This window comes from Tianweitania sediminis (assembly GCF_017813335.1).
GTDB classification, from domain to species: domain Bacteria; phylum Pseudomonadota; class Alphaproteobacteria; order Rhizobiales; family Rhizobiaceae; genus Tianweitania; species Tianweitania sediminis.
Genome location: NZ_JAGIYY010000001.1, coordinates 649,625 through 661,987, shown reverse-complemented (window position 1 = coordinate 661,987; position 12,363 = coordinate 649,625). Strand labels below are relative to the sequence as shown.

The 12,363-nt window shown below is 62.7% G+C and carries 10 protein-coding genes; 5 read left to right on the top strand and 5 right to left on the bottom strand.

Annotation, left to right across the window (positions count from 1 at the left end; translation table 11 throughout):
- Window positions 1–85 precede the first annotated feature (85 nt).
- A complete protein-coding gene (locus J5Y06_RS03110) occupies window positions 86–2,278 on the bottom strand; it encodes a primosomal protein N' (protein WP_209333636.1) in 2,193 nt (730 codons plus the stop codon).
- Between the two features lie 107 nt (window positions 2,279–2,385).
- Between J5Y06_RS03110 and fsa the strand changes: the two genes are divergently transcribed.
- Window positions 2,386–3,039: a fructose-6-phosphate aldolase gene (fsa, locus tag J5Y06_RS03105; RefSeq protein ID WP_209333635.1), complete on the top strand. Its 654-nt coding sequence runs from the start codon at window positions 2,386–2,388 to the stop codon at window positions 3,037–3,039.
- A 49-nt stretch (window positions 3,040–3,088) separates the two neighbouring features.
- Here fsa and J5Y06_RS03100 read toward each other — a convergent pair whose 3' ends face one another.
- The 3 genes from J5Y06_RS03100 to leuS form a co-directional block, all read right to left on the bottom strand.
- Complete coding sequence (locus J5Y06_RS03100; RefSeq protein ID WP_209333634.1) at window positions 3,089–3,982, bottom strand: 1-acyl-sn-glycerol-3-phosphate acyltransferase; 894 nt, start codon at window positions 3,980–3,982, stop codon at window positions 3,089–3,091.
- Window positions 3,983–4,078: 96 nt separating this feature from the next.
- Window positions 4,079–4,735, bottom strand: coding sequence for an LPS assembly lipoprotein LptE (locus tag J5Y06_RS03095; RefSeq protein WP_209333633.1), 657 nt, complete (start codon window positions 4,733–4,735; stop codon window positions 4,079–4,081).
- Complete coding sequence (gene leuS / locus J5Y06_RS03090) at window positions 4,722–7,322, bottom strand: leucine--tRNA ligase (protein WP_209333632.1); 2,601 nt, start codon at window positions 7,320–7,322, stop codon at window positions 4,722–4,724. The genes J5Y06_RS03095 and leuS overlap by 14 nt, the downstream gene beginning before the upstream one ends.
- A 117-nt stretch (window positions 7,323–7,439) precedes the next feature.
- On the opposite strand from leuS, the gene J5Y06_RS03085 reads away from it, so the two are divergent.
- Together J5Y06_RS03085 and J5Y06_RS03080 are read left to right on the top strand one after the other, a co-directional pair.
- On the top strand, window positions 7,440–8,114 hold the full coding sequence (locus J5Y06_RS03085) for a YggS family pyridoxal phosphate-dependent enzyme (RefSeq protein ID WP_209333631.1): 675 nt from the start codon (window positions 7,440–7,442) through the stop codon (window positions 8,112–8,114).
- 98 nt (window positions 8,115–8,212) lie between these two features.
- Window positions 8,213–9,259, top strand: coding sequence for an aldo/keto reductase (locus J5Y06_RS03080; protein ID WP_209333630.1), 1,047 nt, complete (start codon window positions 8,213–8,215; stop codon window positions 9,257–9,259).
- 39 nt (window positions 9,260–9,298) lie between these two features.
- Here the strand turns inward: J5Y06_RS03080 and J5Y06_RS03075 are convergent, their stop codons facing one another.
- The gene (locus tag J5Y06_RS03075; RefSeq protein WP_209333629.1) at window positions 9,299–9,571 is read right to left on the bottom strand and encodes an usg protein; all 273 of its coding nucleotides are present in this window, start codon (window positions 9,569–9,571) and stop codon (window positions 9,299–9,301) included.
- A 167-nt stretch (window positions 9,572–9,738) separates the two neighbouring features.
- Here J5Y06_RS03075 and acs point away from each other — a divergent pair, with 167 nt between their 5' ends.
- A complete protein-coding gene (gene acs / locus J5Y06_RS03070; RefSeq protein ID WP_209333628.1) occupies window positions 9,739–11,700 on the top strand; it encodes an acetate--CoA ligase in 1,962 nt (653 codons plus the stop codon).
- Between the two features lie 2 nt (window positions 11,701–11,702).
- The gene (locus J5Y06_RS03065) at window positions 11,703–12,314 is read left to right on the top strand and encodes a LysE family translocator (RefSeq protein WP_209333627.1); all 612 of its coding nucleotides are present in this window, start codon (window positions 11,703–11,705) and stop codon (window positions 12,312–12,314) included.
- The last annotated feature ends 49 nt before the right edge of the window (window positions 12,315–12,363 follow it).

The window sequence follows — 12,363 nt, the reverse complement described above, 5'->3', positions numbered from 1 at the left end:
GCGAATCGCGTGGGATGTCCAGGCCTTCCCTACCGTTTTCGCCCGAACCGGGCAAAGCGGCCTTTGCGGGTGAGCAGGTCGACGCTCAAAGAAAGCTCTGCGGGTCGATGTCCACCTGTACGCGCAGCGACCCGCGCGGCTTGGGCGAGGCCGCCAGAAGCATGCGCAGGTAACCCTGCATGTCGGCGTTGCGCGCGCCCTGAAGCAGGAGCCGGAACCGGTGGCGCCCGGCCACAACGGCCATGGGCGCTTCAGCGGGACCGAGGATGTCGATGAGGTCATGCGCAACGGCGGCGCGGCGCATCGCGCGGGCATGCCCTTCGGCTTCGGCGCGTGTTTCGCCGCTGACAATGATGGCGGCCAGCCGGCCGAACGGCGGCAATTGTCCACGTTGACGCTCGGCAATCTCCTGGTGGTAGAAGGTTTCGGCATGGCCGGACACCAGCGCGCGCATCACAGGATGGTCGGGCTGGTAGGTCTGGATCAGGCCGCGGCTTGCCTTGCCCGTGCGCCCGGCGCGGCCGGTCACTTGGCTCAGAAGCTGGAAGGTGCGTTCGGCAGCGCGCGGATCACCGTTCGCGAGGCCGAGATCGCCATCCACCACGCCAACCGTGGTCATGCCTGGAAAGTTGTGGCCCTTGGCGACGAGTTGCGTGCCGATCACGATATCGGCCTCCCCCTTCGCGATGGCGTCGAGCTCGAGCCGCAGCCGTTTTGTGCCGCCCAGAAGATCCGACGACAGCACGAGCGTGCGTGCATCGGGAAAGGCGGCGTCCACTTCTTCCGCGATGCGCTCCACCCCGGGTCCGCAGGCGACCAGGTGGTCAAATGTGCCGCATTCCGGGCAGGCCTCAGGCTTCGCTTCGTGATGACCGCAATGGTGGCAGATCAACTGGCCGCGGAAGCGGTGCTCCACCAGCCAGGAAGAGCATTGCGGGCACTGGAAGCGATGGCCACAGGACCGACAAAGGGTCAGGGGTGCATAACCGCGCCGGTTCAGGAAGAGCAGCGCTTGTTCGCCGCGCTCCACGCTGCCGCGAACGGCGTCGATCAGCACCGGCGACAAGAACTGCCCGCGCGCTGGTGGAACACGGCGCATGTCGACCGCCTCGATGGAAGGCATGGCCGCTTCGGCAAACCGCGCCGGCAGGTGCACAAGATGGTAGCGTCCGCTTTGCGCGTTGACCTTGCTTTCGATCGAAGGGGTTGCGGAAGCCAGCAACACGGGAAATCTCCCGAGCCTGCCCTGCACCACCGCCATGTCGCGCGCGTTGTAATAAACGCGGTCTTCCTGCTTGTAGGCAGGATCGTGTTCTTCATCGACCACGATCAGGCCGAGCTCCTTGAACGGCAAAAAGAGGGCTGATCGCGCCCCGGCCACCACCCGTACGCGGCCTTCCGCAACCTGGCGCCACACGCGCTCGCGCATCCGCGGTGCGAGATCGGAATGCCATTCCGCCGGCTTGGCTCCGAAGCGGTCGTGAAACCGGTCGAGAAAAGCCTGGGTCAGGGCAATTTCGGGCACCAGCACCAGCACCTGCTTTCCTTTTTGAAGTGCGGCAGCAATCGCCTCGAAATACACTTCCGTCTTGCCCGAGCCGGTAACCCCGTCGATCAGCGACACGGAAAAGCCTTCCGCTCCGATCTTCCCCTTCAGCGCCTCGGCCGCTTTCCGCTGCCCATCCGTCAGTTGCGGCGCGCCATAGGAAGGGTCGGGCTCGGGAACCAGAGCGGGAGCCGGGATCTGAACCGGCTTCAACACGCCTTGAGCGGCCAACCCGTCGATCACCGTCAGCGAAACGCCGGCCGCGTGGGCCAGACCTGAACGGCTCCAGGCGAGGTTTCCGCCGTCTTCCGCAAGCATCGCCAAAACCTTGGCGCGGGCCGGGGTGACCCGGTCGGGCTTGGTAGCCGTGAAGAGCAGGCCGTCGATCGGAGGTTCGGGGTCGAAGGCCGTGGGCACCCGCAGGATCATGCGCGCCACCATGCCGGGTGCAGACAACGTATAGCTCGCCACCCATTCCACGAAGCGCCGCATCCGCTCCGTGATCGGCGGGCAATCAAACACAGCCGAGATCGGCCGGAGCTTGCGCGGGTCCACCCCGCCGCCCTCCCCGTCCCACACGATGCCCGCCACTTCCCGTGGTCCGAGGGGCACCCGCACGACCGAGCCCGGCACAACGGTCATGCCCGGCGGAACCTGATAGGAATAAGGAGCCTCCGCCGGCATCGGCACAAGCACCGGCACCACGCGCGGTTCAAGCGAATCTTGCGTCATCGGGCGTGACCTTGCCGCTTTCTTCGGCTAGAGCAAGGCCGATCAAACGCGGGCGTTTCGCCCGCCCAGGCGCGGCTGCGTGGCGCGCCTTTGCAAGGGAGACGGCCATGAAGTTTTTCGTCGACACCGCCGATGTAAAGGACATTCGCGAGCTGAACGACCTCGGTCTGCTCGACGGCGTCACCACCAACCCCTCCCTGATTCTGAAATCAGGCGGCTCCATCGCGGAGGTGACGAAGGAAATCTGTTCCATCGTTCAGGGGCCTGTTTCGGCGGAAGTTGTGGCGGTGGAATACAAGGAGATGATGCGTGAAGCCGATTTCCTGTCGAAGATCGCCGACAATGTCTGCATCAAGCTGCCGCTGACGCTGGATGGGCTGAAAGCCTGCAAGGATCTCACATCCAGCGGCCGGCTGGTGAACGTTACGCTGTGCTTCTCGGCCAACCAGGCGCTGCTTGCAGCAAAAGCCGGCGCGAGCTTCATTTCTCCGTTCATCGGCCGCGTGGACGATATCGGACTGGACGGCATGGAACTGATCCAGGAGATCCGTCAGATCTACGACAACTACGACTTCAACACCGAAATTCTCGCGGCATCGATCCGCACTGTGAATCATGTGAAGCAGGCCGCGCTGATCGGCGCCGATGTCGTGACGGCGCCCCCGGCCACCCTGAAGGCGCTCGTAAAGCATCCGCTGACGGACAAGGGCCTGGAAACGTTCCTGGCGGATTGGGAAAAGACCGGCCAGAAGATCGGCTAATCGGCAAACGACACCAAGAAAAAAGCCCGGCTCGTCCGGGCTTTTTTGTTTAGATGAAGATCGCCTCGGGATCGGCCTTGAGCGTCTCCACCGTGAAGTCCTGCAACTTCGCGGTGAGCTCGGCCGGGTCACCGCCGAGCCGATCCGGATCGATCGGCTGCCCCACATGGAAGGTGAACTTCATCCCCTTCTTGTTCAAAAGCTCGCGAAACAGCGTCATATCGCGAAGCTCGGTGGAATGCTTGGATAGGAAATAGAACAGGCCGGAATTGCGGGCGGCGATGTTCACCGGAACGACTGGGAACTTGTAACGGCGCGCGAGGGCTACGAACGACGGCTGCCAGGGCCGCTCCGTGAGCCGCCCCTCGTTCCAGAACGCGATGCGACCGGCCGGAAACAGCACAACCGCCCGTTGCTCGCCGAAAGCCCGCGCCGTCATCTCCAGCGTATCGCGGCTCTTGGCATGGCTCTTTTCGCCGGCCCGCCATTCCACGGGGATGATCACGTCTCGGAACTGCGGCGCCACCCGTTCTGCATCGCGGTTGGCGAAGATCGCGATGTCGCGGCGCACCTTCTTCAGAAGGTCGAACACGGCGATCCCGTCAGCGATCCCTGTTGGGTGGCTGGGAGCCAGAATGAAGCCGCCGCTTGCGGGAATATTCTCAAGGCCGCGCACGGTCAGGTCGAGCTGAAGGAACTGGCTGATGAATTCCAGCGCGTCCCAGCCCGGCATGGGCGCGATCCGATCCGCCATGCGCACCGCCTGATGATAATGCATCAAGCGAAACAGCACGGGCTTGGCCACCGGCCAAAGCGGATGGCGTGACAGGTTGGTTGTTCGTTCGTCGATCAGCTGGTCAACGATGTGACGCACGTCGGAGGCTCCGTAAAGCTCCCCGGAGAAATTGCCGACCTCGGTAGTCACCGACGGTCTCACTGTCATGACACCTTGCCCCATGGGAAGCCGTTTGGCTGACGAGCATGACGCGCAAATGACGCCGACGCCATAACATTGGCCATGGTTCGTTTTCGCTGACCTTCAGTCCGCAAGCGGACCGTCCGTCTGGTCGCCGGGACGCGGCGTGACTTCCGCAACTGGCGGGGCAACGCTGGAGTTCCGGTTGAAGCCAACGGGCTGCGAAAGATCCTGGGCGATGGCGAGGCGAAGCAGCTCGGCGAGTTCGCGGCCTGCCCGCTCCTGCGCGTCCCGTTCGGCCCGCAAGGCAGCAAACTGCTGGCGGGACACATCGTAGGAAGCAACCACCTGGCGACTGCCCCGGCGAATCACCTCGCCGGTTTGGTTGTCGCTCAGCTCGTAAGCGCCGCGCATCGTCACGGTTCCGGCGGTCGGCTCGTCTTCCTCAGCCACCTGCACATAAGCAGCAGACGCCGTTTCCGACGTCACGTTGAGCGCCACCGTGTAGCGCGTCTGTGTTTGCGGCTGGGCGCCGCCGTTGAACAGGAAGATCATCTGGTTGCGCACGATCTGCGCCGGACGGTTGTTCACCGGCCGGATGCTGATCGACGACAGGGGCGTCGCTTCGCCGGTGGAAGCGCTGAAAACAACGGCTCCCGCGCCGTAAAGCGGCCGCACCTGGCAGCCTGCGGCAGCCAGAACGAGCACGCTGGTGGCGCAAACCAGCGCCACACGCAGGAAGCGGTCCTGCCGGAACTTGCGACCGTCAGCCGACGACATTCACGATCCTCTGCGGCACCACGATCACCTTCTTCGGCTGGCGACCTTCCAGCGCTTTCTGGACGAAATCGAGCGCCAGAGTCGCTGCTTCCACGGCAGATTGGTCAGCGTCGCGCGAAATTGTCAAATCCCCGCGCTTCTTGCCGTTCACCTGGATCGGCAGCGTGACGTCATTGTCCACAAGCCAGGCCGGGTCATATTGCGGCCACGGCCGAGCGGCGATCATCTCCGTTCCGCCGATCGCAGCCCAGCATTCTTCCGCGAGATGCGGCATCATCGGCGCGACCATGGCAATGAGGAAGTCCACCGCTTCCCGCAAGGCAGCGCTGGCCTTGCCGGTTTCGGCGGCAGTGCCCAAGGGAGCCGCCAACACGTTCACCAGCTCGTACAAGCGGGCCACGGCCTTGTTGAAGGCAAGCTTCTCGATGTCTTCGCCAACCGATTTCAAGGCGCGGTGTGCAGCCTTGGCGATCGCCTCGTCATCCGCTCCCTTGCCTTCAGCAGAACGCAGGGCATCCGCGGCTTCCGCAACGAGGCGCCAGATCCGCTGCAGGAAGCGATGTGCGGCATCCGCACCCGCTTCAGTCCAGATCACGTCACGCTCGGGCGGCGAATCGCTGAGCATGAACCAGCGGGCCGTGTCGGCACCGTAGGTTTCAATGATGTCGTCGGGATCGACCACATTCTTCTTGGACTTCGACATCTTCTCAATGCCGCCGATTTCCACCGGCGAACCGTCGGCCAGCAGGGATGCCGTGCGCTTGCCGTCGGCATCGGAGATCTTGATTTCCGCTGGGGTGACCCAGCCGTCCGGTCCCTTGTAGGTCTCGTGAACAACCATGCCTTGCGTGAAGAGACCCTCAAAGGGCTCCTCCACTACGTTCAGGTGGCCCGTCTTCTTCATCGCACGCACGAAGAAGCGGGAATAAAGCAGGTGCAGGATCGCGTGTTCGATCCCGCCGATATATTGCGCGACCGGAAGCCAGCCGGTGGAGCCGTCGACCACGGACAGGGTGGTGGGCTCCGACGCATTCCAGGGATCGGTGAAGCGCGCGAAATACCAGGACGAGTCCACAAACGTGTCCATCGTGTCGGTGTCGCGCCGCGCCTGGCGACCGCACTTCGGACAAGCGGTGTGCTTCCATGTCGGATGATGGTCGAGCGGGTTGCCCGGCCTGTCGAAGGTCACGTCGGCAGGCAGTTCCACCGGCAGCTGGTCGGCGGGAACGGGCACTGCGCCGCAAGCGTCGCAATGGATCACCGGAATCGGACAGCCCCAATAGCGCTGGCGCGAAATCAGCCAGTCGCGGAGGCGATACTGCACCTTGCGCTGGCCCCAGCCAGCTTCCTCAAACAGCGCCAGCGAGCGCTCCATCGCTTCCTGGCAAGTTTGCACGGTGGGCTCGCCCCCCCACTGCACATAACGGACCGTTTCCGTCTTGGGGGGGACAAAAGCAACATCGCCGACGCTCGCGTCGCTATCGAGGGGCTTGAAGACGTCGATCACCGGCAGGTCATATTTGCGGGCGAAGTCAAGGTCACGCTGGTCATGCGCCGGGCAGCCAATGATGGCGCCGGTGCCATAATCCATCAGCACGAAGTTCGCGATAAAGAGCGGCAGCGTCCATGTAGGGTCAGCTGGGTGCGTCACCTTGATGCCGGTGTCGAAGCCCATCTTCTCGGCTGTTTCGATTTCGGCGAGCGACGTGCCGAGCTGATGGCACTTTTCGATGAAGGCGACCACCTCCGGGTTTTTCTTGGCCAGTTCGGTCGCCAGCGGATGGTCGGGCGAAATGGCCGCAAACGTCGGGCCGTACATGGTGTCCGCACGCGTGGTGAACACCGGCAGCTTTTCAAAGCCCGCCGGCGCGCCGACCAGCCCGAACTCGAAGGCCAATCCATCCGAACGCCCGATCCAGTTCGACTGCATCAGCTTGACCTTGTCGGGCCAGCGCTCAAGCGTGTCGAGACCGTCCAGCAGCTCCTGGCTCATGGACGTGATCTTGAAGAACCACTGCGTCAGGTCGCGCTGCTCGACGAGAGCGCCGGAACGCCAACCCTTGCCATCGATCACCTGCTCGTTGGCGAGCACGGTCATGTCGACCGGATCCCAGTTCACCTTTGCGGCGCGCCGTTCCACCAGCCCGTGCTGCCAGAAATCCAGAAACAGCTTCTGTTGGTGTTTGTAATAAGAAGGATCGCAGCTCGCGAATTCGCGAGTCCAGTCCCATGAGAAACCCAGCGTCTTCAGCTGGCCCTTCATGGTCTCAATGTTGGAATAGGTCCATTCGCGCGGGTTGACGTTCTTGTCGCGCGCGGCGTTCTCGGCCGGCAGGCCGAAGGCATCCCAGCCAAAAGGGTGCAGCACGTTGAAGCCAGTGGAGCGCTTGTAGCGGGCCAGCACGTCGCCCAGCGTGTAGTTGCGGACGTGGCCCATGTGGATGCGGCCCGACGGATACGGGAACATCTCGAGCACGTAGTATTTCGGACGCGGATCGCTGTTGTCGGTTTGAAACAGCTTGGCTGCATCCCAGGCATCGCGCCATTTGGGTTCCGCCACTCGCGGATTGTAACGTTCGATTGCCATGCCCGGAAAATCGCTTCAGAAGGCCGTGAGGATAGTCGGCGCGACCTTCACCATGCTTTCGGGGGAGCGTCAACCACGGCCGGTGCAGACCGGCCCGACGGGTGAGCAGGGGTAGCGATGTCAGGCACGGCGGAACGGCTGAAGGAAGTGCAGGCGCGGATCGCCACGGCTGAAGCGGAAGCCGGCCGGCCGGCTGGCTCGGCGAAGCTCGTGGCGGTGTCCAAGACGTTTGACGCCGACGACATCCGTCCGGTGCTTCTGGCGGGGCAGCGCACCTTTGGTGAAAACAAGGTGCAGGAGGCCCAAGGAAAATGGCCTGCCCTGAGGGAAGAGTTCGAAGGCGTCGATCTGCACCTCATTGGCCCGCTGCAATCCAATAAGGCCAAGGATGCCGTCGCCCTGTTCGACGTGATTGAAACGGTGGACCGCGAAAAGATCGCCGCCGAGCTGGCGAAGGAGATGGCCCGGCAAGGCCGTTCGCCCCGCTGTTATGTGCAGGTGAATACTGGCTCGGAGCCGCAAAAGGCGGGTGTGGAGCCGACGCAAGCCGTTGCCTTCGTGCAGTGCTGCCGCGAGGTGCACGGCCTCACCATTGAAGGGTTGATGTGCATCCCGCCAGCCGACGAGAACCCCGGCCCCCATTTTGCGCTCCTGGAGAAGCTCGCCCGCGAATGTGGCGTGGAGAAGCTGTCCATGGGCATGTCGGGCGACTATGAAACGGCGATCGCCTTCGGTGCAACATCGGTGCGCGTTGGCTCCGCCATCTTCGGACAGCGCGATTATCCCACATAGCGAGGCCGCGCTTTTCTCGAGCACATGGCGTTGCGCTTCGCATCCTGAAGTCCATCTAAGCTCCTGTTTTGCTCCCTTGAGCAGCAGGAGATACTCCCATGAAGTATAATCAACTCGGACGGACCGGCATGTTCGTGTCCGAAATCTGCCTTGGCACCATGACCTTCGGCGAAGCAGGGGGCGGCATGTGGGGCCAGATCGCCAGCCTCGATCAGGACGGCGTGGACCAGATTGTCAGCCGCGCGCTCGCCGCCGGCGTCAACTTCATCGACACGGCCAACGTTTATTCCTTTGGCGCTTCGGAAGAACTGCTCGGCCAGTCGCTCCTCAATCTCGACGTGCCGCGCGATGAGGTGGTGATCGCCACCAAGGTGCATGGCCAGATGGGCGACAAGCCTAACCAGCGGGGTTCGTCGCGCGGCCACATCATGGACTCGGTGGAACAAAGCCTGGAGCGCCTGCAGGTCGACCATATCGACCTGTTTCAGCTCCATGGCACCGACCCGGTGACGCCGATCGACGAGACCCTGCGGGCGCTGGACGATCTCGTTTCCAGCGACATGGTGCGCTACATCGGCGTGTCGAACTGGCAGGCCTGGCGCATCGCCAAGGCGCTGGGCATCTCCGAGCGCAACGGCTTCGCCCGCTTCGAAACGGTGCAGGCCTATTATTCCATCGCCGGTCGCGACCTCGAGCGCGAGATCGTGCCGCTGATGAACGAGGAAAAGCTTGGCCTGATGGTCTGGTCGCCGCTGGCCGGCGGGCTCTTGTCGGGCAAATATGGTCCGGGCGCTCCAAACGAAGCGGAAGGCCGCCGCAAGACGTTCGACTTCCCGCCGGTAAACACCGACAAGGCCTGGCCGATCGTTGGGGTCATGCGCGAAATCGCGAAAAAGCATGGCGCCGAGGTGGCAACCGTCGCCCTTGCCTACATCCTCGCAAAGCCCTTCGCGATGAGCGTGATCATCGGCGCCAGCCGCATGGACCAGCTCGAGCAGAACCTGGCCGCCGTTGATCTCACCCTCGACGCAGAGGACATGGCGCGACTGGACGAGATCAGCGCACTGGCGCCCGAATATCCCGGCTGGATGCTGGAGCGCCAAACGGCCGGGCGCCGTCCCGAACCGTTCAAGCAGCAGGGCTGATCAAGGGGAGCGGCGCTCGAAAGCGCGCCGTCTTCGTGTTCAGTGCAGAACGAACTCGCCGTCGACCTTGCGCCACTCGTTGGGACCGATCAGCCGGTGGTGCGAATAGCTGACTGAATGAAGCGGGCCGTCGAGCTTTTCCTTCCAAAACTCGATAAACTGCATCAGCACCGGAAAGCGCGGTGCGAGATCATAGTCCTGCCAGATATAGGTTTGCAGCATGTGTGGGTGGTCGGGCATGTGGTAAAGGATGTTGGCGGTCGTCAGCCCATATCCGCGCAACATCATCTCAAGTTCGGCTTGGTTCCTCATCGCAACCTCGTTCGAAACGCTCCTCCAACAGCCTGATCCTGAGCCGGCTTGGTTAATGAACGGTTGTGGGACCCTGCGGCTGGACCCGACGCTGCCAAGGTCTAATATGGCGCAAAACAGTCGGCTGCTAAGAAGCGCCGCAAAGCTCATCTGCCAGGGAGGCTCGCATGACCGAACCGCATCTTCATCCCGTTCAGGCCGAGTGGAAGGAGCGCGCGCTGATCGACGACGCGACGTACCGCGCTTGGTACGAGAAGAGTGTGGCGGATCCGGACAGTTTCTGGGCAGAGCACGGCAAGCGCATCCAGTGGTCGAAGCCCTTCAGCCGGGTCAAGAACACCTCGTTTGAGGGTGACGTGTCGATCAAGTGGTTCGAGGACGGTGAGACCAATGTCTCGGTGAACTGCGTCGACCGCCATCTTGAAACCAAAGGCGACCAGGTCGCGATCCTCTGGGAAGGCGACAATCCGGCCGAAGACAAAAAGATCACCTATCGCGAACTGCACGGGCACGTCGGCCGCTTTGCGAACCTCCTGAAGCAGCAGGGTGTCAAGCGTGGCGATCGCGTCACGATCTACATGCCGATGATCCCGGAAGCAGCCTACGCGATGCTCGCCTGCACGCGCATCGGAGCGATTCATTCGGTGGTCTTCGGTGGCTTTTCGCCGGACGCCCTGGCAGGCCGCATCGTCGACTGCCAGTCAACCGTCGTGATCACTGCGGACGAAGGCTACCGCGGCGGCAAGACCATTCCCTTGAAGGAAAACACCGACAAGGCGATCGACATCGCCGCCCGCTCGGATGTCGCTGTGCGTTCCGTGGTCGTGGTGAAGCGCACCGGCAATCTGGTCGGCTGGGTCGATGGCCGTGACATCTGGTATGGCGACGCGGTTGCGGATTTGTCGCCCGATTGCCCGCCGGAAGCGATGAACGCGGAAGATCCGCTCTTCATCCTTTATACCTCGGGCTCGACCGGCAAGCCGAAGGGTGTGTTGCACACCACCGGCGGCTACCTGGTTTATGCCTCGATGACGCACCAGTACGTCTTCGACTACCACGACGGCGATATCTACTGGTGCACGGCCGATGTCGGCTGGGTCACCGGCCACAGCTACCTGCTGTATGGCCCGCTCGCAAACGGCGCCACCACCCTTATGTTTGAAGGCGTGCCAAACTATCCCGACCAGTCCCGCTTCTGGCAGATCGTCGACAAGCACCAGGTCAACATCTTCTACACCGCACCGACTGCGCTCCGCGCCTTGATGGGCTCGGGCGACGATTATGTGAAAAAGACCTCGCGCAGTTCTCTCAAGGTATTGGGCTCGGTCGGCGAGCCGATCAACCCGGAAGCCTGGGAATGGTATTACAAGGTGGTCGGCGAAAGCCGCATCCCGATCGTCGACACGTGGTGGCAGACCGAAACGGGCGGCATCCTGATCACGCCGCTGCCCGGTGCCACCGACCTCAAGCCCGGCTCGGCCACGCGTCCGTTTTTTGGCGTGAAGCCAAAGCTCGTGGACAGTGAAGGTCAGGTTCTGGAAGGCGCTGCCGATGGCAACCTGTGCATCATCGACTCCTGGCCTGGCCAGATGCGCACGGTTTACGGCGACCATGAGCGCTTCGTTCAAACCTACTTTTCGACCTATGCCGGCAAATACTTCACCGGAGATGGCTGCCGCCGCGATGCGGACGGCTATTACTGGATCACTGGCCGCGTCGATGATGTGCTGAACGTTTCCGGCCACCGGATGGGAACAGCGGAGGTGGAATCCGCTCTTGTCAGCCACGAGAAGGTCTCCGAAGCGGCCGTTGTTGGTTATCCGCACGATGTGAAGGGCCAGGGCATCTATTGCTACGTGACGCTAATGGCGGGCGAACAAGGCTCCGAGGAGCTCCGCAAGGAGCTTGTTGCCCATGTTCGCAAGGAGATCGGCGCCATCGCGTCGCCCGACAAGATCCAGTTCTCGCCGGGCCTGCCGAAAACCCGTTCCGGCAAGATCATGCGCCGCATCCTCAGAAAGATTGCGGAAGATGATTACGGTGCGCTTGGCGACACCTCGACGCTTGCCGATCCGGCCGTTGTCGATGATCTCGTCGCCAATCGGCAAAACAAGAAAGAAAAGGCCTGAGCTTGGACATCGCTTCGCTGCTGATCTTCGCCGGCGCGCTGTTTGTGGCGGCCGGTTCGCCGGGGCCGAGCATCGCGGCTTTGGTGGCGCGCGTGCTCACCGGCGGCTTGCGCAGCGTGCTGCCGTTTCTGGCGGCGATGTGGGTGGGCGAAGCGATCTGGCTGTCGCTAGCCGTGTTTGGCCTAGCCTTTATAGCGCAAAGCTTCCACCTGGTCTTCACCGTGATCAAATGGGCGGGCGTCGCCTATTTGGTCTATCTCGCGTGGAGAATGTGGACGGCACCTGTCGGCGCGGAGAAGGCAGCATTGCCCAGCGCTGACCGCCCATGGCGCATGTTTGCGGCTGGGATTGCCGTGACGCTTGGCAACCCGAAGATCATGATGTTCTACTTGGCGCTTCTACCCACCATCATTGACCTCAGCCGCGTGTCGATGCTGGGCTGGGCCGAGCTGGTCGCAACTATGGTGATCGTCCTGGTGATCATCGACCTCGGCTGGGCATTTGCTGCGCAGCAGGCGCGGCGTTTGATGAAGAGCCCCTCCGCCATGCGGCTGGCCAATCGCTTGAGTGCCATGGCGATGGGCGGTGCGGCCGTTGCGATCGCCGCGCGATGAGCGGGTTCGAAGACAGTGTGTGAAGCGCTGTGGCCGTTCTGAGGCCTGT